The sequence below is a fragment of the Nocardiopsis metallicus genome (genome assembly GCF_014201115.1).
In the GTDB taxonomy this organism is placed as follows: domain Bacteria; phylum Actinomycetota; class Actinomycetes; order Streptosporangiales; family Streptosporangiaceae; genus Nocardiopsis; species Nocardiopsis metallicus.
In genome coordinates, this window is the sequence record NZ_JACHDO010000001.1 from 4,131,030 (window position 1) to 4,151,402 (window position 20,373).

15 protein-coding genes are annotated in these 20,373 nt (G+C 71.9%); 4 read left to right on the forward strand and 11 right to left on the reverse strand.

The annotated features are described in order from the left end of the window. Nucleotides 1–105: 105 nt before the first annotated feature. The 7 genes from HNR07_RS17995 to HNR07_RS18025 all read right to left on the reverse strand — a co-directional run bounded on the left by HNR07_RS17995 (nt 106) and on the right by HNR07_RS18025 (nt 11,027). Nucleotides 106–1,125 (reverse strand): LacI family DNA-binding transcriptional regulator, encoded by a 1,020-nt coding sequence (locus HNR07_RS17995; protein WP_184365986.1) that lies wholly within the window; start codon nt 1,123–1,125, stop codon nt 106–108. 148 nt (nt 1,126–1,273) lie between these two features. Then, the gene (locus HNR07_RS18000) at nt 1,274–2,161 is read right to left on the reverse strand and encodes an Fpg/Nei family DNA glycosylase (RefSeq protein WP_184365987.1); all 888 of its coding nucleotides are present in this window, start codon (nt 2,159–2,161) and stop codon (nt 1,274–1,276) included. Between the two features lie 78 nt (nt 2,162–2,239). Then, on the reverse strand, nt 2,240–5,398 hold the full coding sequence (locus HNR07_RS18005; protein WP_184365988.1) for a DNA helicase: 3,159 nt from the start codon (nt 5,396–5,398) through the stop codon (nt 2,240–2,242). 171 nt (nt 5,399–5,569) lie between these two features. Further along, on the reverse strand, nt 5,570–7,414 hold the full coding sequence (gene phnE, locus HNR07_RS18010; RefSeq protein ID WP_184365989.1) for a phosphonate ABC transporter, permease protein PhnE: 1,845 nt from the start codon (nt 7,412–7,414) through the stop codon (nt 5,570–5,572). Between the two features lie 13 nt (nt 7,415–7,427). Next, nucleotides 7,428–8,228: a phosphonate ABC transporter ATP-binding protein gene (phnC, locus tag HNR07_RS18015; protein ID WP_254418276.1), complete on the reverse strand. Its 801-nt coding sequence runs from the start codon at nt 8,226–8,228 to the stop codon at nt 7,428–7,430. 112 nt (nt 8,229–8,340) lie between these two features. Next, the gene (locus HNR07_RS18020) at nt 8,341–9,306 is read right to left on the reverse strand and encodes a phosphate/phosphite/phosphonate ABC transporter substrate-binding protein (protein WP_184365990.1); all 966 of its coding nucleotides are present in this window, start codon (nt 9,304–9,306) and stop codon (nt 8,341–8,343) included. A gap of 254 nt (nt 9,307–9,560) precedes the next feature. Beyond that, nucleotides 9,561–11,027 (reverse strand): PucR family transcriptional regulator, encoded by a 1,467-nt coding sequence (locus HNR07_RS18025; protein ID WP_184365991.1) that lies wholly within the window; start codon nt 11,025–11,027, stop codon nt 9,561–9,563. 171 nt (nt 11,028–11,198) lie between these two features. On the opposite strand from HNR07_RS18025, the gene gabT reads away from it, so the two are divergent. Then, nucleotides 11,199–12,533: a 4-aminobutyrate--2-oxoglutarate transaminase gene (gabT, locus tag HNR07_RS18030; protein WP_184365992.1), complete on the forward strand. Its 1,335-nt coding sequence runs from the start codon at nt 11,199–11,201 to the stop codon at nt 12,531–12,533. Between the two features lie 92 nt (nt 12,534–12,625). Here the strand turns inward: gabT and HNR07_RS18035 are convergent, their stop codons facing one another. Beyond that, on the reverse strand, nt 12,626–13,114 hold the full coding sequence (locus HNR07_RS18035; protein WP_017581869.1) for an Lrp/AsnC family transcriptional regulator: 489 nt from the start codon (nt 13,112–13,114) through the stop codon (nt 12,626–12,628). A gap of 107 nt (nt 13,115–13,221) precedes the next feature. Then, nucleotides 13,222–14,826: a PucR family transcriptional regulator gene (locus tag HNR07_RS18040; RefSeq protein ID WP_184365993.1), complete on the reverse strand. Its 1,605-nt coding sequence runs from the start codon at nt 14,824–14,826 to the stop codon at nt 13,222–13,224. 184 nt (nt 14,827–15,010) lie between these two features. On the opposite strand from HNR07_RS18040, the gene HNR07_RS18045 reads away from it, so the two are divergent. Further along, a complete protein-coding gene (locus tag HNR07_RS18045; RefSeq protein ID WP_184365994.1) occupies nt 15,011–16,297 on the forward strand; it encodes an aspartate aminotransferase family protein in 1,287 nt (428 codons plus the stop codon). A 162-nt stretch (nt 16,298–16,459) separates the two neighbouring features. After that, nucleotides 16,460–17,968, forward strand: coding sequence for a CoA-acylating methylmalonate-semialdehyde dehydrogenase (locus tag HNR07_RS18050; RefSeq protein ID WP_184365995.1), 1,509 nt, complete (start codon nt 16,460–16,462; stop codon nt 17,966–17,968). A 282-nt stretch (nt 17,969–18,250) separates the two neighbouring features. On the opposite strand, the gene HNR07_RS18055 is transcribed toward HNR07_RS18050, so the two are convergent. Both HNR07_RS18055 and HNR07_RS18060 read right to left on the reverse strand, forming a co-directional pair. Continuing rightward, nucleotides 18,251–18,493, reverse strand: coding sequence for a hypothetical protein (locus tag HNR07_RS18055; protein WP_184365996.1), 243 nt, complete (start codon nt 18,491–18,493; stop codon nt 18,251–18,253). A 240-nt stretch (nt 18,494–18,733) separates the two neighbouring features. Continuing rightward, a complete protein-coding gene (locus tag HNR07_RS18060) occupies nt 18,734–19,546 on the reverse strand; it encodes a carbon-nitrogen hydrolase family protein (protein WP_184365997.1) in 813 nt (270 codons plus the stop codon). Nucleotides 19,547–19,668: 122 nt separating this feature from the next. Between HNR07_RS18060 and HNR07_RS18065 the strand changes: the two genes are divergently transcribed. Further along, nucleotides 19,669–20,334: a TetR/AcrR family transcriptional regulator gene (locus HNR07_RS18065; RefSeq protein ID WP_184365998.1), complete on the forward strand. Its 666-nt coding sequence runs from the start codon at nt 19,669–19,671 to the stop codon at nt 20,332–20,334. Nucleotides 20,335–20,373 lie beyond the last annotated feature (39 nt).

Consider the following 20,373-nt stretch of genomic DNA (forward strand, 5'->3'; position numbering starts at 1 on the left):
CCCCGACACTTCCCTGTTATCCCCTTGTAACAGCCACGATGGCCTGGCGTCGCCCGAAGACCCCTTGGTGAACCGGTTCTGTGCCCGCGCGCGGACCCAGGGTGCTCAGACCACCAGGGGGCCGGTACTCCCCCGGGGCCGCAGCTCCCCCGGCAGGGTCTCCTCGCTCTCGACCCGCTGCCCCGTGAGGACCGCGTTCAGCATCGACGCCACCCGGCGCCCGTGGGACACCACGTCACGGCTGACCGCGGTGAGCGAGGGGCGCACCATCTGGCAGAGCGCGGAGTCGTCCCAGGCCACGATGGACAGCTGGGAGGGCACCTCGATACCCATCTCCGCCGCGACCCCGAGTCCGGCCAGCGCCATCAGGTCGTTGTCGTAGACCAGAGCCGTGGGAGGCTCGGCCTCGGCCAGCAGACGCCTGGTGGTCCGGCTCCCCGCCTCCCCCGTGTAATCGGCGTGCACCGTGCGTGCTTGGAGCAACCCGGAGCGTTCGGCCGCCTGGCGGAAGGCCTCCGTACGGCTGTGGGTGTGCACGAAGTCCTCGGGGCCGGCCACCCGCACGATCCGCCGGTGCCCCATCGCGGCGAGGTAGTGCACCACCTCGCGCATCGGCACCCCGTCGTCCGTGTACAGACACGGAAGTCCGCCAGCGCCCTCCGGCCCGCCCAGGAGCACGGCGGGGAGCGGCAGGACCCCCATCATCTCCGGCCGGGGATCGGACACCCGCAGGTCAACCATGACCACCCCGTCCACCCGGCGCTCGGCGGCCCAGCGGCGGTAGACCGCCAGCTCCGCCTCGACGTCCTCGGCGACCTGGAGCATCAGGTCGACCCCCTGGTCGGAGAGCTCGGTCTCCACACCCGAGACCAGCTGCATGAAGAAGGGCTCGATACCCAGCGAGCGCGCCGGACGGTCGACGACCATGCCGATCGCGCCCACCCGACCGCCGGGGGCGAGTGCGCGGGCGGGGTTGCTGGGCGCCCAGCCCAGGTCGTTGGCGATGGTCAGGATGCGCTCGCGAGTGGACTCCGAGACCCCGGGGCGGCCGTTGAGGGCGTAGGAAACCGCCCCCTTGGACACCCCGGCCGCCTTGGCGATGTCCATGATCGTCGGGCGCCGCATCAAAGACCCCAAGCCGTCTCCCAGTAATTAAAGACTGAACCGGTTCAGTCACCGGGAGTGGATTGTAACCCACCGGCTTTGGCCCGAGCCCACGGCTTTCGCCGGGCACGGCGAACGAGGCGGATACGTCCGACCCCGGCGTCCGGGTTCAGCGTGTCGGGCGCTGGCAGCCGGGGCACCAGTACAGGGTGCGCCCGGACAGCTCCGCGGCCGAGATCGGCGAGGAGCACACCCGGCAGGGATCGCCGGTGCGGTAGCAGACGTAGAGGGTGTCCGGCCGGGGCACCGGCCGGGCTTCGGGGTTGGGGCGGTCCTCGGGGCGGGTGGTGATGATGTAGCCGTCCCGCACCCCGTCCTGGAGCAGCCCGGTGAGGTCGGCCCACAGGGCGTCCCACCGCTCCCGGGTGAGTTCGCGGCCCGGGGTCATCGGGTCGAGGCCGGCCCGGAAGAGGGATTCGGCGCGGTAGATGTTGCCGATGCCCGCGATCACGTCCTGGCGCATCAGGAGCACCGCGAGGCTGCTGCGCGAGCGGCTCACCGCCCGCCAGGCCCGCTCCGGATCGGCGTCGGCACGCAGCGGGTCCGGGCCCAGCCGTTCCTGGACCGCGCGTTTGTCCTCCTCGGTGATGACCTCGCATGCGGAGGCGCCGCGCAGGTCGGCCCAGCCCGAGGAGTTGACCAGGCGCACGCGGACGGCTCCCACCGGGTCGGGCGGCAGGACGAAACCGTCGGGGTCGCGCCGCAGGTCGAGGCGGTCGGCGCCCTCGGTGCGGGGTGCGCCCAGGTGGCGTTCGCCGTCGGCGTCCCCGAAGGACCAGGCCCCGTACAGGCCCAGGTGGACGCGGAGCCACTCGCCGGAGTCGAAGCCGAGGAACAGGTGCTTGCCGTGGGCCTCGCTCTCGGTCAGGACGCGCCCGTCGACCCGGGCCGCGCCCTCGGCGAAGCGCCCCTGGGGGCTCCAGGCCCGTACGGCGCCGCCCCCGAAGGTCTTGTCGAAGTGCGCCGCCAACCGGTGCAGTGTGTGGCCCTCAGGCACCCGTGTCCCCCTCTGTGGGCATGAGTTTAATGGGCATGCGTCTGTGCACATCAAGGATAGGGCGCGCCCGGGGCGGGCTCAGCAGGCGGCGAGGATCTCCTCCACGAGCGACTTGGGGTCGGCCAGGCAACGCCAGGCGGGGACCACCACCACGAGGTCCTCGGTGGCCTGGTTGAGGGCGTCGCCCCTGGTCAGCAGGCGGCGCAGAGCGGGGCCGTCCGGTTCACGGTCGAGCAGCAGCACCACGCGCCGGGCGCCGTAGCTGACCACCAGGTCCGCGGTCCACCCGTTGATCCGCCGGCCCGCGTCCACGTTGGTCCCGGCCTCGCGCAGGGCCTCCGCCAGGGCGACGCTGGCCGGGTCCGTCCCGGCGCGGGTGCGCGCGGCGAGCAGGTCGCCGAGCGGGTCGTCCCCGCCGGACCAGTGGGCCCGGTCCCCCACCACCACGAGGCGCCCACGGGTCCGGGTGAGGATCGCGGACCACAGGTGGCTCATCCGGCGTACCCGCCGTTCCGCGATGGCCGGGGCCCCGGCGGCGAGCATCGCGGAGAGCACGGTGACGTCGGCGGCGTCGGTATCGGAGCCCAGTACCTCCGGGCCGCCGATCCGGACCCGGCGGCGCAGGTGGCGCTGGCGCAGCAGTCGGCGCAACAGGGCGACCTGGGGCTGCATCGGGGCGATGACCGCGAGGTCGTGGCCCTCGGGCAGTTCCTGGTCGAGTTCGCCCACGACCACCGCCACCCGGTAGGCCTCGTCGCGGTTGATGTAGGAGGAACCGGGCGCGGCCTCGCACTCCCCGCCGACGTCGCGCCATTCGAAAGCTGGCGGATCGGTGGGCTCGGGCCGGGTCAGCACCCCGAGCCGGCCACCGTAGCAGTGCCGGGAGGCGGTCTCGGCCAGGTTCTCGGGCGCGCCGTCGTGCTCGTCCAGCCAGAGCATGGGCGGCGCGGCCGCCTGCGCCGCCCGCAGCGCCGAACCCGAACCGTGCCGCAGCGCGCGGGTGTCCAGCTGCCCCGCGGCAAGTCCGGCCGTGGCCAGGGCCCGACGCTCCTCCTCTGGTTCCAGGACGGTGCCCGGTCCGGGGTGCGCGGGGTCGCCCGCCACCACCGCGCGACCGGCCCGGTAGAGCACCGGCAGCAGTTCGCTGACCCGTGTCTGCTCGGCGCCCACCACGACGACCAGGTCGTACAGACCGGCCTGCGGTGGCAGGGCCCGGGCCTGGTCGGTGCGGCACGCCCACACGGGCAGGGTGTCCAGGAGGCCCGCCAGCCCGGGCCAGCCGCCGCCCTGGTGCCAGTTGAGCGTCTCGACCCGGTTCTCGATGGCGGTGCGGCCGCGCCACAGGCGGGGCTCGGTGACCGCGGTCAGGCAGGCGGCGCTGGCTCTGCGGTGGGCGGCCAGGGCGTCGGCGAGCTCGGTGGTGAGTTCGTTGAGCGGGGCGCACCGGGTGCGTCGGTCCACCCCCTCGCGCCAGTCGCTCTCCAGACGGGCGACGGAGCAGAGCTGCCTCAGCCCTTCGGGGTCGGTGGCCACCCCCAGTTCGCGGCGGATCGCGGCCCGGTGCTGGAAGCCGCCGAGTCCGCCCGCGGCGGCGCGTTCGGCACGGTGCAGCCAGTACTCGGGGCCGCCCTGTTCGGGGGTGAAGAGGCTGTCGGGGGCCCAGCCGCGGGCGATACTGCGACTGCGTTCCTCCGCCAGGTGGGCCAGGACGTGGCCGCCCGAGGCCATCGTGTCCATGGCGGACCAGACCTGGCGGACCCGGCTCCAGGCCGCGATCAGCTCGGTGCGATGGCAGGCTCCCCCCTCACCGGAGGGCGAGGAGCTCCCGGCGGCCTGGGTGCCGCCCGGCTGGGCCAGGAGCCGGGTGAGCAGGCGCACTTCGGCCGCACGCTGGCCGGGCCCGCCCGCCCGGACGACGGGGTGACCCGGGGCGATGTCGGCCCTGGCCAGGACGGCGTCCAGGTCGGCCTCGGTACGACCGCACACCAGGACCCGCTGGCCGCTGGCCACAGCGGTGCGGATCAGGGCGTCGACGAGGTCGTGGATGCCGCTGCCGGGCGGGGTGGCGACCACGGTGAGCTGTTCGCGCATGGCGGCGTACAGGACCTCGTACTGGGCCTGGCTGAGCGCGGTGGTGGAGACGGGCACCGGCGCGGGGTTGGGGTCCGGGGCCGGGGCCGGGGCCGCGCGCCGCTGGGCCCGGGCACTGCGGCGCATGATGCCGCGGCCGGTCTGGGGTTCGGCGGGTCCGGCGTCCGCGCCGCCCGGGGCGGCGCGGTGGGCGGCGTTGCCGAGCAGGGACTCCAGGGCGGTACCGGGGATGGCGTCGGGATCGAGGCCGTCGCGGCCCGTGGGGTCGAGGTCGGCCAGGATCCCCTCGGTGCTACCGGGGTCGGGATCCTCGGCGCCGCCGGTGCTGCCGGAGCCACCGCTCTCACCCGGGCCGCCGGGTCCGGCCCGGAAGAGCACGGCGGTGTTGTACGCCCCGGCGGTGACCAGGTGGGGCTGGCCGCGGGTACCGAGCGGGGCGATGTCGTCGACCCGTTCGATCTCCAGCCGGGTGAGCAGGGTGCGTACCTTGGCGGCGAGGTCGGCGATGGCGGCGGGCCGGTGGACGGTGTCGGGGGCGCCGGTGCGCAGGCGGGTACGCAGCTCGAAGAGGTCTTCGGGGTCGGTGATGCCGAGCCGGGCCAGCAGCGCGGTGTTGACGTCGGCTCGGCCCGCGGCTCGGACCAGCGGGGTGCCACCGCCGGGGCGGCCGTCACCGCCCGCGGCCTCGGCGGATGCCCCCGGGTCGTCCACGACGCGCACGTCCACGGTGAGCAGCGGCAGGGCCACCCGGTCCTCGCCCTCGCCGAGGACCACCAGGGGGTAGCCGTAGCGCAGCGCCTGACCGCGGCGCCCGGCCAGACGCAGCACCCGGGCGGTCTCCGGGTGCAGGGGGAGGGTGTCCCGGGCCCCGCTGAACAGCAGTTCGGGTCCGGCGGGCAGGCAGGCGCAGGTGTCGGAGCCCAGGTGCTCGGCGCGCACCACGTGGGCGTGGACGGCCTCGCGGCGCAGGCAGGCCCGCAGGTAGGCCAGGAAGGAGCGGACCTCGCCCCGGTCCACCGGGGGCTTCCAGCGCAGGGAGGTGGCGGCGAACCCGGCCGCCAGCCCCGACCGCTCCGCCACCAGACCGACCGGGGACGGATAGGGCCCGGTGCCGCCGATCTCCTCGCCGTCCTGTAATGACCTCACGACGCCCCCTGACCACCTGATCTTTCGTGATCAGGCGATTACTCCCCGCTATCAAGGTCCATTGTGGTGCATTTTTCACCCGCCCGCCCCGGGAACGCCGAAACCCGTCGCCGCTTTCACGATGTTCGACGACGGGCCGGGGACGGGAGGGTGGGGGCTCACCGACCGGGGTCAGTCGTCGCGGCCGCCGACCACCCCGCGCAGCCACACGGCGATCAGCTCCACCACCATGACCACCCCGAAGACCATCAGGGTGATGAGGGTGACCACCCCGAACTCCAGGACCCGGGCGGCGTTGAGCAGCTCGTAGCCGATACCGCCCGCGCCCACGATGCCGAGGATGGTCGCCGAGCGGATGTTGACGTCCAGCTGGTACATGCTGTGACCGACGAAGGAGGGCAGCGCCTGCGGCAGCGTCGCACCGAAGAACACCTGGACCCGACTGGCGCCGGTGGCCTGGAGCGCGCGTTCGGGGCCGGGGTCGACCTCCTCCACCGAGTCGGCGACCAGCTTTCCGAGCAGGCCGACGACACCGATGGCCAGGGCGAGGGTTCCCGCCACCGGGCCGAGCCCGATCATCACCACGAAGATGATCGCCAGGATGAGTTCGGGGATGCTGCGGACGAACACGATGAACATCCGGCAGAGCTGGCCGACCCGGTGGTGGGGGGCCACGTTGCGCGCCGCGAGCACGCCCACCGGCAGCGCCAGCACCATACCGAGCAGGGTGGCGGCGAAGGCGATCTGCACGGTGACGATCAGGCCCGCGACGAGCCGTTCGCCGATCCCGCCGGCCTCCGGCGGCCAGAACATCGCCAGGACGCCCAGCGGACCGCGGCTGGAGTCGATGAAGCCGTTGAAGTCCAGCACCGCGTAGCCGACCGAGCCGCCCAGGACCGCGAGGGTGACCAGTACGTAGCAGGTCCGGCGGATCCGCTCAGCGGTCCAGGGCGGGCTGATCCGCCCGGTGGCCAGCGCGGCGGCCGAGGCGGCGCGCGGGTCCACCGAGGTGCGCCGGGCGGCGGCCGCCTTCACACCGGAGCCGGTGCTGGAATGGGCTCCGGCGCGTGCACGCGTCCGCGCCACCAGCCCGCTGATCCCGCTCACCCGCTGCTCGGTGTGCGGCAGCAGGGCGCGGCGCACCGCGACGGACAGCAGCTCGATCCCCACGCACAGCAGCAGCACGATGAGCGCCAGGGCCATGCCCCGCTGGTAGTCGAGGCGGCCTAGGGCGTGCGCCAGGTCCTGCCCGATCCCGGCCACGCCGACGAACCCGAGGATCACCGAGATCCGCAGGTTGATGTCGAGCCGGTGCATGGCGGTGGCCACGAAGGCGGGCAGCACCTGGGGCAGCACCCCGCCGGTGAGCTCCTGGAGGCGGCCGGCGCCCGCGGCCCGCAGCGCCTGGCGCGGGCCCTCGTCGATCTGCTCGACGGCGTCCGCGTAGAGCTTGCCGACCATGCCGACCGAGTGCAGGCCCATGGCCAGGACACCGGTGACGGCGCCGAAGCCGAAGAGCCGGAAGAACAGGATGGCCAGCACGACGTCGGGGATGGCGCGGGCGACCACGATCAGGGACCGGGAGATCAGCCGCGCGGGCCTCCCGGGGGTGGTGTTGCCCGCCGCCCAGATCGCCAGCGGGATGCTCAGCGCCACGGACAGCAGGGTCGCGGCGATGACGATGGCCAGGGTGGTGGCCAGCGGCCCGGCGAGTTCACCGAGGCCGGGGAAGTCCAGCGGCAGGGTCCGGGAGAGGAAGTCGGCGGCGTTGTCCACGCTGGAGACCAGGGTGGCGACGTTGATCCGCAGGTCGATGATGGACCACACGCCCACCCCGACCAGGGCGAGCACGGTGAGCAGGGCGGCGACCCCGCTCGGCCGGGGCAGCGGGAGCGTGCGCGGCCGCTCTGCGGCGGCGCACGGGCTCCCGGGTGCGGCGGTACCAGCGGGTGGCGGGGGTTCGGCGGGGGCGGGTGACGTGGCGGTGGGGGGAGCGTCGGCGGGTTCGGTCATCATGTGCGTTTCCCCGTCAACCGACCGTCACGGGATCGGCGGAACCGACCCGGGCGTAGATGGCCATCGCCTCGTCGCGGTCCAGCTCGGTGACCGGGCTGTCCATGACCACCTGTCCGGTGCGCAGGCCGACGATCCGATCGCCCCAGGACAGCGCCAGGTCCACCTGGTGCAGGCTGCACAGCACGGTGAGCTTCTCCTCGGCGGCGACCTCGCGGATCAGCTCCATGACCTGGTGCGCCGACTCGGGGTCCAGGGAGGCGACCGGTTCGTCGGCCAGGAGCACCTCGGGGCGCTGGAGCATGGCCCGGGCGATGGCGACCCGCTGCTGCTGGCCGCCGGAGAGGGTGTCCGCCCGCTGGAAGGCACGGTCGGCCAGGCCGACCCGGTCGAGCTGGGCCAGGGCCTCCTCGCGGATCGCCCGCGGGTACGTGGGCAGTCCCAGGCGCGGCCCGCGCACGCGGCCCAGCGCTCCGGTGCACACGTTCTCCAGCACGGTCAGCGAGCCCACCAGGTGGAACTGCTGGAAGACGAAGCCGATCCGGCGGCGCAGCGCGCGCAGCTCGCCACCGCGGGCGGCGGGCACGTCCACGCCCAGGACCTCGACCCCGCCGCTGGTCGGCATCTGGAGGCCGTCGACGTGGCGGAGCAGGGTGGACTTGCCCGATCCGGACAGGCCCAGCAGGACGAGCACTTCGCCGGTGTGGGCGGTCACCGACACCTCGTCCAGGGCGACGGTGTCACCGAAGCGTTTGGTCACGTTCTCGAAACGGACGGCGGGCACGGGCCCGGGCCGGGAAGGGGATGCGGCGTCCACGCGGCTCCTCGATGTGGGATCGGACAGGTCGGGGCGGAGGGCGGGGCGGGGTGCGAAGGTGTGGGGGCGCCCGGACCGGAGGGCGCCCCCGGAGACTGCTGAGGGTGGGTGGTCAGCTGTCGGAGCACTGCGCGGCCCGGGTGGCCTCGCAGACCACGTCGAGCGCGTCGTAGAAGTCGTCCGGAACCGCTTCCCAACCCCAGATCCGCTCGTCGGTGAGGTCGCAGTCGCCCTCCTCGCAGTAGCCGTTGGCGACGAGGTAGTCCTGGTTGGCCTTCTCCTGCAGGGCCGCCATCACCGTGTCGAAGAGCTCCTGGTCGAGGCCGTCGTAGACGGTGATCGGCGAGCTGGTGATGGTCTCGGACTCCCAGACCACGCGCAGGTCGCCCTCCTCGATGGAACCGTTGTCGACGAGGGTCTCGTCCACCATCGAGTCGAAGGCGAAGCCCGCCTCGCACTCGCCCGCGGCGGTCGCGATGGCCGAGGCGTCGTGGCCGCCCGCGAAGGTCTCGTCCCAGTCGCCCTCCTCGATCCCGGCCTCCAGGAGCCCGGCCAGCGGGTACAGGTAGCCGGAGGCGGAGTTCGGGTCGACGAAGCACAGGTGCTTGCCGGCGAAGTCCTCGATGCTCTCGATGTCGGAGTCGGCCGGGACGACACCGTAGGAGACGTAACCCGGGGGCTCGTCCTTCTCCTGGACCATGGCGCCGGCGACGGTGATCTCCGAGCCGGTGTTCTTGGCGATGTAGTAGGAGAAGGGACCGTACTGGGCGATGTGGATCTGGCCGCTGCGCTGGCCCTCGATGACGGCCGCGTAGTCGGTGGCGGTCTGGAACTCCACGTCCAGGCCGGTCTCGTCCTTGAGCATCTCGATGACCGGCTCGTAGCTGTTCTCCAGCCCGGTGGCCTCCTCGGCGGGGACCGCGCCGATGATCAGGGTGTCGGGGGTGATCCCCTCCCCGCCGGCCGAGGCGTCGGCCTCGGCGGTCTCGTCGGCGCTGGGCCCGCAGGCGGCCAGGAGGGCGAGTGCTGAGGCCGCGGCGGCGAAGGCGCCCGCGCGACGGCCGAATCTGGTCTGCATGGTTCGGGGGACTCCTCAACGTCATCCGCCCAAGGCGGACGTCTCGGTCATCGGGACGTCTCCCACTGTGCAGACCCGCGGCTGTCGGGAACCTACGGCAAGGTGACCGGGCACCGAACAGAGCGCGGCGGCTTGGTGCGCGCTCGGCTGGGAGCGTGACCGGGCGGTCATCGAGGAGTCACCACACCGTGACTCACTGTGTCTCATGGGCACTGTGTGCCCCACGAGAACTGTGTGACAGGAGTGACTTGTGATCAGGAACGGCCCTGTTGTCCGGATCGGGCCTCGCGGACGCGCAACGCGATCCACAGTTCGGTGCGGTGGTCGGGGTCGTCCAGGTCGCCGGGCAGTAGTTCACGGATCCGCCGCATCCGGTAGCGCAGGGTGTGCCGGTGCACGCCCAGTTGCTCGGCGGCGGCGTCCCATCGGCCCGACGCGGCGAGGTAGGCGCGCAGCGAGGCGAGGAGTTCGGGGGCGGCGCGCTGTTCGTCGATCGGGGCGAGCAGGTCGTCGGCCAACCGCGCCCCGGCGGGGTTGGCCAGGAGGCCGAGCAGCCCGCCCGGCAGCTGGTCGAAGCGCTGGAGGGCCTCGTCCTGCTCCGCGGCGGCCGCCATGGCGCGTTCGGCCTGGGAGCGGGCGGCGGCCAGGTCCGGGTATCCGCCCGGGGAGCTCAGGCCCACGGGGCCGAGCAGCACCTCGCCGAACACGCTCTCCTCGGTGCCCGCCGCGGCGAGCAGCACCGTGCGCCCCTCGTGCCGGGCCACCAGGACCCCCTCGGGCAGGGGGGTGTCCGGGTCCGCCCGCTCGGCGACGGCCACCACCACGGGCTCGGCGGGCAGAACCGCCCGCAGGTCGGCCGCACCCGGGTGCAGGGGATCGAGAGCACCGTCGAGCAGGGCCGAGAGCACCCCCGAGCGGAATTTGGAGCCGCGGCCCGGGGCGGAGCGTTCGAGTTCGAGGGAGAGCAGGGAGACCGCGGCGTTGACCAGGGTGCGGTCGTCGGAACCGGAGACCCGCACCCCGCCCACGGCCAGGTAGCCGCGGGCCCTGCCGCCCGTGGTCAGCGGCTGGACCGAGACCCGGTCTCCGGCGGAGGCGACCGAGACACTGGCTCGCGGGCCCGCGCCGCGCAGCCGGGTGAGTTCGGCGGCCAGCCGGGGGGCGCGGGCCGCGGCGCCCGCGGGGGCGGCGTGCCAGGGCGCGCCGTCCGGGGACAGCAGCAGGACCCACCCGCCGAGTTCGCGGGCGAGCCGGTCCACCACCGCGGAAGAGCCGGTGAGCGCGGCGCGGGTGAGCTCGCGCTGGGCGGTGAAGGCGCGGGTCAGCCCTTCGTACTCCTCCTTGGCGAGCAGCCGGGAGACCTCCTTGCCCACCGCCATGAACGGCGTCTGGCGACCGACCTCGACCAGCGCGACGCCGAACTCCTCGGCGGCCTCGCGCAGCTCCTCGGGGGTGTCGTCGAAGTTGACCGCGACGCCGAAACCGATCCCGGCGACGTCGCGTTCGGCCAGGCGCCGCACGTAGGCGCGCAGGTCGGGCAGGCGGTCCACCCACCGGACCCCGGTGGTGAGCACCAGCTCTCCCCCGGCCAGGTAGGGGGTGGGGTCGCCGAGTTCGCTGACCGCGACCCACTCCACCTGCCGGTGAGTGCGGTCCTGCCCGGTGAGCAGTCGCAGGCGCAGGCTCGGCGTGCGCAGCAGGGCCCCCAGTGTCGGTGGCATCGGCGTTCCCCCGTAGTCCCCCGTAGCTCTTCCCGCCCTCTCCGCGCCCTGACGCAATGGCACAGGACACTCACTTGATTATCCACTGTGTCCATGGGTGTCCGGTTCGGCGCGGCCTAGTGTCTTGCGAGTCCGCACACCGCACCACCACGCCCACAAGGAGGCAGCCGCATGGCCGCGACCGAGGTCGTCCAGTCCCGCCGGATCGTCACCGAGATCCCCGGCCCCAAGTCCCGCGCGATCCACAAGCGCCGTTCCTCCGCCGTCGCCCAGGGCGTGGGCAGTGTGCTGCCCGTGTACGTGGAGCGCGCGGGCGGCGGCATCGTCGAGGACATCGACGGCAACTCCCTGATCGACTTCGGTTCCGGCATCGCCGTGACCAACGTCGGCAACGCCGACCCCCGCGTGGTCGAGCGCGCCGCCGAACAGCTGGCCCGCTTCACCCACACCTGCTTCATGGTCAACCCGTACGAGGCGTACGTGGACGTGTGCGAGGCGCTCAACCGCGTCACCCCGGGCGACCACGAGAAGCGCTCCATCCTGCTGAACTCGGGTGCGGAGGCGGTCGAGAACGCCGTCAAGATCGCCCGCAGCGCCACCGGGCGCCAGGCCGTCGTGGTGTTCGACCACGCCTACCACGGCCGTACCAACCTCACCATGGGCCTGACCGCGAAGAACATGCCCTACAAGCACGGATTCGGGCCGTTCGCTGGCGAGATCCACCGGATGCCCATGGCCTACGCCTACCGCTGGCCGACCGGCCCGGACAACTGCGGCCCCGAGGCGGCGGCCGCGGCGATCGACCAGATCGTCAAGCAGGTCGGCACCGAGAACGTGGCCGCCATGGTCATCGAGCCCATCCAGGGCGAGGGCGGCTTCATCGAGCCCGCCCCCGGCTTCCTGCCCGCGCTGGTGGAGTTCTGCCGCGCCAACGGGATCGTGTTCGTCGCCGACGAGGTGCAGACCGGCTTCGCGCGCACCGGTGACATGTTCGCCTGTGACCACGAGGGCGTCGTGCCGGACCTGATCACCACCGCCAAGGGCATCGCGGGCGGTCTGCCGCTGGCCGCGGTGACCGGCCGCGCCGAGCTCATGGACGCCGTGCACGGCGGCGGTCTGGGCGGCACCTACGGCGGCAACCCGGCCGCCTGCGCCGCGGCGCTGGCCGCGCTGGAGGCGATCGAGTCCGACGACCTGACCGGCCGCGCCCGCGGGATCGGCGAGCTCATGCTGGGCCGTCTGAACGCCTTCGCCGACAAGTTCGACGTGGTCGGCGACGTGCGCGGCCGCGGCGCGATGGTCGCGATCGAGCTGGTCAAGGACGGCAAGGAGCCCAACCCGGAGGCCGTGGCCCAGGTGCTGAAGCACTGCCACGCGCGCGGCCTGATCCTGCTGAGCGCGGGCACCTACGGCAACGTGATCCGGATGCTCCCGCCGCTGGTCATCGGTGACGACCTGCTCCGCGAGGGGCTGGACATCCTCGAGGAGGCCCTGGCCGGGCTGTAGTCCCCCGGTCGGGAGCAGCCGCCGGTCGGCGCCTGGCCCCCGGCGGCGTCCCAGCCCACAGGACGCCGCCGGGTTCTCTCGTTCGTGACCCGCTAGCGGGTTCCCCAGGCGTAGGTCTGTTTGCGAAGCTTGAGGTAGAGGAAGGTCTCGGTGCTCTCCACGGTGTCCACCGCCCGGATCGCGGCGAGGATGTCCAGCAGGCGGGCGTCGTCCTCGGCCACCACCTCGACCATGAGGTCGAAGGAGCCCGCGGTGATCACCACGTACTCCACCCCGTCGAGTTCGGAGACGGCGTCGGCGGCGGCGTTGAGGTCGCCGTTGGTGCGCACGCCGATCATCGCCTGCCGGTTGAAGCCCAGGGTCATGGGATCGGTGACGCCCACCACCTGGACCAGCCCTGACTCCAGCAGGCGCTGGACGCGCTGGCGCACGGCGGCTTCGGACAGGCCGACGATCTTGCCGATGGCCGCGTAGGACAGGCGCCCGTCCTCCTGGAGGACCTCGATGATGCGCTTGGCCGTGTCGTCCAGCACCACCCCGTTGACCCTCCTGGTGGGCCCGGGGTCGAGCGGTTCGGTCACAGGGTCCTCCACCCGTATGAATCAGGAATCCATTGTCGCGCCTGTTTTCTACAACGGATTCCAAAGTAACGTACTGGCGTGACAACCAGGTATCGAACAGGAAAGGCCTATTGCTGATCCCGGACCGAGTCCAGTGACAGCAGGGCCACGTGTAGTGACAGGCAGGTCTCCACCGACTCCAGGTCGGCGTCGAGCACGTTGGAGATCCGGCGCAGGCGCTCGTAGAAGGCGGGCCTGGACAGGTGTGCCCGGCTCGCGGCCAGCGCCTTGTTGCGTCCCGCGCCGAGGTAGTGGCGCAGCATGTCGGCCAGGTCCCCGCCGTGCCGGGCGTCGTGGTCCAGCAGCGGGCCCAGCTCGCGCTCCACGTAGGTCTGCAGGCGCTCGTCGTCGCGGAACAGGTGCAGCAGCCCGCGCAGGTGCAGGTCGGGCAGCCGGTAGAAGGGGCGCCGGTCGCTCTGTTTGATCGCCACGTCGCCCACCTGGCGCGCCTCGAGGAAGGAACGGCGCACCTCGCGCACGCCCTCGGCAGCCGAACCCACAGCCAGCACGGCCGCGTCCCCCACAGCGCCCCGCACCCGGTCCGCGAGCAGGTGCAGCGTGGCGTCCAGGCGCTTGCGGTCCGGCAGGGCCAGCAGGATGCCCACCCGCAGGTCGTCCAGGGACCCCACCAGGGCGGGCAGGCGCAGCTCCCGACAGGCCCGGGCGGCGCCCTCGGCGGTGTCGGAGAGCCGCGCCTGGGCGGCCAGCCCGGTTCCGCTCTCGCGCAGCCGCAGGACCAGCCCGACCAGTTCGCGCCCGTTCAGGGGCACCCCGACCGCGCGCGCCCGGACCAGCGCCTCCTCGGGATCGGAGTAGGCGCGGTCGATGATGCCCGCGATGATCGTGCGGTGGGTCTGGCGCTCCAGGCTCTCCTGATGGCGCTCCAACAGACGGCCCAGGGCCAGAGTGGTGGCGGCGCGCTCGATGAGCATGGTCTGGCGGGCGCTGGGGGCGGCCCCGGTGATGAGGATCAGCCGCCCCCAGTCCTGGCCCCGGGCGCCGACCGTGGTGACCAGCCAGCCGGTGGCGGGCGCGTGCACGGTCCGGGTGCCGGTGCGGATCGACCGCGAGCGGCTCTCCCATGAGGTCAGCAGGGTGCCGGGGTCCTCGCCGTTGAGGTCGCAGGCCAGGACCTGGTGGGTGAGGTTCTCCAGGACGACCGGGCAGCCGGAGAGTTGGGCGACCTCGTGCAGGATCTGCCCGGCGTCGGCCCCCTCCACGGACAGCTGGGTGAAGACCGAGTGGAGCTTCTCGGAGTCGCGCAGCTCCTCCAGCTGCTCGTTGACCACCCGGATGTGCACGGCCTCGGTGATCTCCACGAAGCGCGCCTCGCGGTCGAGCAGGATGACCGGGATCCTCGCGTCGCGGGCGGCGTCGAGGAAGGCCTTGGGGAGTTCGGCGTGGTACTTGCGGCCGAGCTCGACCGCGATTCCGCTGACCCCGGCATCGGCGATGTCCTCGATGTAGCGGCGCAGGGCCTCGGGGTCGTCGGGCATGGCGATACCGGTGCTGAGCACGAGTTCACCGCCGCGCAGCAGGTGGGCGAGGTCGGTGACCTCGGCGATGTGCACCCAGCGCACGGCCACGTCGAGGTACTCGGAACCGGCCACCACGCGGGGTCGGGCCTTCTGGAGTGCGGGGAGCTGGAGGACCTCGGCAAGGGTGGGAAGCACAACCGCCAGTCTAGGACGTTCTGTCAGGTAGAGGGGCATTTTTCTTTACAGGGTGCGCGCACGGCCGGGCCTGTGAACAGTGGTTCCCGGACTGGAGGGATGCTTTACATGTTGTAAATCCACCCAGCATGTTGTCAACATGGTGATCCTGGCCAAGCCCGCGGGCGCTGGGGAGACTGGGGGCATGTCGGAACTTCTCGCCCGCCACCGCGCGGTCATGCCCTCCTGGTTGCCCCTGTACTACGAGTCCCCGCTGGAGATCGTCAGCGGTAAGGGCGCCCGTGTCACGGACGCCGACGGCAACACCTACCTGGACTTCTTCACCGGCATCGTGACCAACATGCTCGGCTACGACGTCGCCGAGGTGCGCGAGGCGGTGGAGCGCCAGATCGCCAAGGGGGTCGTGCACACCTCCACGCTGTACCTCATCCGCTCCCAGGTGGAGCTGGCCGAGAAGATCGCGCGGCTGTCCGGAATCCCCGACGCCAAGGTGTTCTTCACCAACTCCGGCACCGAGGCCAACGAGACCGCCCTGCTACTGGCCACCTACGCCCGCGGCAGCGACGAGGTGCTGGCCATGCGCGGCAGCTACCACGGCCGCTCCTTCGGCACCGTCGCGGTAACCGGTAACAAGGCGTGGAAGAACTCCTCGCTCTCTCCGCTCAACGTGCACTACCTGCACGGCACCGACCACGCCTCCCCGGCGTTCCGCGGCCTGACCGAGCAGGAGTACATCGACGTCTGCGTCGCCGACCTGCGCGAGGTCCTGGACACCACGGCGCCCAACGTGGCCTGCCTGATCGCCGAACCGGTCCAGGGCGTGGGCGGGTTCGCGATGCCGCCGGACGGGCTCTACGCCGCCTACAAGGAGGTCCTCGACGAGCACGGCATCCTGTTCGTCTCCGACGAGGTGCAGACCGGTTGGGGCCGGACCGGGACCAGCTTCTTCGGGATCGGCAACCACGGGGTCACCCCGGACGCCATGACCTTCGCCAAGGGGCTGGGCAACGGCTTCGCGGTGGGCGGTGTGGTGGCCCGCGGCGACCTGATGGACGGCCTCAAGGCGCTGGGCGTGGCCACCTTCGGCGGCAACCCGGTGTCCATGGCCGCGGCCGGGGCCACCCTCGACTACGTGCTGGAGCACGACCTCCAGGGCAACGCGCTGCGCCAGGGCGCCACCGTCACCGAGGGCCTGCGGGCGCTGCGCGAACTGGCCTGCGTGAAGGACGTGCGCGGCAAGGGACTGATGTTCGCGATCGAGATGGTCGACCCGGCCACGGGAGAGCCGTCGTCACCGCTGGCCGGGAAGGTGCTGGAGGCCACCCGCGAGCGCGGGCTGCTGGTGGGCAAGGGCGGCGTGCACGGCAACGTGCTGCGCATGGCCCCGCCGCTGACCCTGTCCTCGGAGGAGGCCGCCGAGGGCCGCGACATCCTGCTGGACGCCGTGCGCGCCGTCGCCGGCCAGGCCTGAGGGCCGCCCCGGGGGGAAGGCGGGCAGCACGAAACCGCCTCCCGCTGGGGTCCCCCTACTCCCATTCAAGTCTGCGCACCGGCGGCCCGCCGGTGCCGGCCCGTCGCCCGCGGCCAACCCGGTCTGTGGACGGCCCCGGCACGAGGAAGAGGAAGCACAAGCATGAGCAAGCACGTCACCCACTGGGTCGGCGGCGGCGCCCACGAAGGGCCCGCCGAGCGGACCGGGGACATCTACAACCCGGCCTCCGGCCAGGTCACCGGGACGGTGGACTTCGCCGGCCCGAAGGAGGTCGGTGCCGCGGTGGCGGCCGCCAAGGAGGCCTTCCCCGGCTGGCGGGACACCTCGCTGTCCAAGCGCGTGCAGACGCTGTTCCGGTTCCGTGAGCTGCTGCGCGCCAACAGCGACCGGCTGGCCGCGATCGTCAGCTCCGAGCACGGCAAGGTCTTCTCCGACGCCCAGGGCGAGGTGGCCCGGGGCCTGGAGGTCGTGGACTTCGCCTGCGGCATCCCCCACCTGCTCAAGGGCGGCTACTCCGAGAACGTGTCCACCGGCGTGGACTCCTACTCGATCCTGCAGCCGATCGGTGTGGTCAGCGGCATCACGCCGTTCAACTTCCCGGCGATGGTCCCGATGTGGATGTTCCCGGTGGCGATCGCCTGCGGAAACACGTTCCTGCTCAAGCCCAGCGAGAAGGACCCGTCCGCGGCGGTGCTCCTGGCCGAGCTGTGGGCCGAGGCCGGACTGCCCGACGGCGTGTTCAACGTGGTGCACGGAGACAGGGTCGCGGTGGACGCGATCCTGGAGCACCCGGACGTGGCCGCGGTGAGCTTCGTGGGCTCCACGCCGATCGCCCGGTACATCTACCGGACCGCCGCCGAGCATGGCAAGCGCGTGCAGGCGCTGGGCGGCGCCAAGAACCACATGGTGGTCCTGCCCGACGCCGACCTGGACCTGGCGGCGGACTCCGCCGTCTCGGCCGGGTTCGGCTCGGCCGGTGAGCGCTGCATGGCCATCTCCGCGGTGGCGGTGGTGGACTCGGTCGCCGACGACCTGCTGGAGCGGATCCGCGAGCGCGTCTCGCGACTGCGGGTGGGCCCCGGGGACGACGACCGCAGCGAGATGGGTCCGCTGGTCACCCGCGAGCACCGCGACAAGGTCGCCTCGTACCTGGAGTCGGGGGTGCGCGAGGGTGCGACCCTGGCGATCGACGGCCGGGTACACCCGGTACTCGGCGGCGCCTCGGACGGCTTCTGGCTGGGCCCCTCGGTCCTGGACCACGTGGGCCCGCAGATGTCCTGCTACCGGGAGGAGATCTTCGGTCCGGTGCTGAGCGTGGTCCGCGTGGGCGACTACGACGAGGCCGTCAAGCTCATCAACGACAACCCGTACGGCAACGGGACGGCGATCTTCACCAACGACGGCGGCGCGGCCCGGCGCTTCCAGAACGAGATCGAGGTGGGCATGGTGGGCATCAACGTACCCATCCCGGTACCGATGGCCTACTACTCCTTCGGCGGATGGAAGCAGTCACTGTTCGGTGACTCGCACGCGCACGGCACGGAGGGTGTGCACTTCTACACACGCACGAAGGCGGTCACCGCCCGCTGGACCGACCCGGGCAAACGACCCGAAGGCGGCGTGGACCTGGGCTTCCCCACCAACGGCTAGCCGGAGTTCATCGAAATAACGGACGGATGTCTCTCACTGACGGTCTACGGCGGGCAACACGGAGTATCGTTGTTGCACGAAGCCCCTGACCGGGTGTGGCCGAGGGCCACGCGTGTCACGAGAGACCATCCTGGATAGACGCGCTCATTTCCCCTCCTCCCCATGGAAGCGGGCGCGTCAACGGAAGCGCTCCGGGTCCGAATGACTCCCCCTGGACCCGGAGCGCGACCGTCTCCGGCGGCCTCCGCGGCCGCACGGGATCAGCTGAACCAGCTGGCTCGGCTAACGTGCCGCGATCAGCGGCCCACCCGCGGAGACCGGCTGGTGGCCGATGATCCCCGCGCACTCGTCACATCCGTACGCGTGACTGCCGTCCGGAAGCTCGCCCAGAACCCGGCGGGGCCGGGGCCACTTGGCGTGGCAGACGACGCAGGCATCCCCCATGCACTGCGCCCCGCTCAGCCGACTCGGGTCGTAGACGTAGTTCTCGGATGCGGCGTCAGGCTTCGTGTCTGGTTCGCACATCGTGCTCGTTCCGCGCAATGTCCTTGCTCCCCCCGTGGTTTAGGACAGTCTGGCGGGCCGATAGTTACCGGCTCTTTATTGAATCAGAAGCTCTCGGCGCCTGGAAGGGTCCGGACCAATCTAAATCACTCCGTGCAGGGAAATCATAACCCTAAGTAACGAACCCTGGGAAGACCCCAGTTCAGGGTTGGTTTTTCATACGAAGCGCCGGATATGTACAGACCCTCCAGGCGCCGGACCTTAGCCCTCCGAGCGCGGGGAGACCTCGAAACGGCGCAGCGACAGAGCCGGGTTGGTGACACGCACCGCGTCCACACGCGCGGCCGAAACCTCCGCGGCGGCGACCTCGAAGGTCTGCTCCCCCAGGGACGCGAGGGCGGTGCCCATAGGGTCGACGATCATGCTGTTACCCGCCCCCGTGGGCGCCGACTGCCCCGAAGCGGCCACGTAGACCGTGTTCTCGATGGCGCGCGCCCGGGCCAGCGTGCGCCAGTGGTCCTCCTTCAGCGGGCCGGGAACCCACTGGGCGGCCAGCAGCACCACGTGCGCCCCGGCCCCGGCGATCCGCCGGGTCACCTCCGGGAAGCGCAGGTCGTAACAGGTCTGGAGGCCGAAGACCACGCCGTCGACGGTGAAGGTCTCCGGGTCCTCGATCGGCCCGGGCGCGACCACGTCCGACTCCTTGACCCCGAAGGCGTCGTAGAGGTGGATCTTGCGGTAGAGCGCGACGCGCTTGCCCTCGGGGGAGAGCGCGACCAGAGTGTTGGTGAAGCGGGCTGCACCCTCACCCCCGGACTCGTTGACCCCCAGCACCAGGTACACGCCCTCGCGGCGAGCGGTGTCCGCGGCGTCGGCCAGGAAGGGGCCGTCCAGGGGCTCGGCGGCCGCCACGTAGCGCTGGTCGGTGCGCGGGGCGGTGAACATCGTGTACTCGGGCAGCAGGACGACCTTCGCTCCCAGAGCGGCGGCCCGGGCGGTCAGCTCCGCCACCGAACGCTGGTTCTCGGCCTTGTCCTGACCCGGCGCGAACTGGGCGACCGCGACCTGCACCATCGAAATTCCCCCCTCATGGCCTGGGGCCAGCCCAGCCGGCAGCCCCGAACGTGCCCCGAGTGTACGCCCGGGGCACAGCACCCCCTTGCCAAGAGACTAAACAGGCGTTTAATGTATTGAACATGAGTTCAAGCAGGAAGGTTCCCCCCGACGGGGACCTCACCGCACGCGCCCGCATCCGGGACGCCGCCATCGAGTGCTTCGGTGAGAAGGGGTTCGGAGTCACGGTGCGCGCGATCGCGGACCGGGCCTCGGTGTCCCCGGGACTGGTCATCCACCACTTCGGCAGCAAGGCCAAGCTCCGGGAGACCTGCGACGAGTACGTCAGGCAGGTGATCTACGAGGCCAAGAAGGAGTCGGTGAGCCACCCCAGCGCCGACGGGATGATCCGCTCCCTCAGGGCGGTCGACCAGTACTCCGGCCTCCTGGCCTACCTCTTCCGGGCCATGCAGGAAGGCGGGGAGCTCAGCCGGCACCTGTACGAGGCGATGGTCGCCGACGTGCAGAGCTACCTGGACATCGGCGTGCGCGAGGGCACCATCCGCCCCAGCCGCGACCCGGCCAAGCGGGCCCGCTGGCTGGCCGCCAACGGATTCGGCTCGATCCTGGTCCTCGTCACGATGCAGCGGGACCAGGAGAACCCCGACTTCGGCCAGGTGCTGCACGACTGGGAGCAGCAGTACATACTCCCGGCCCTGGAGGTGTACACCGAGGGCCTGCTGGCGGACCGCACCATGCTCGACGCCTACCTGGTCTACGTCAGCGATCCGCCCGAGGAGGAGCGCTGACCCGCTCGGAGAGCAACAGATCCCCACCAGACCAGGAGT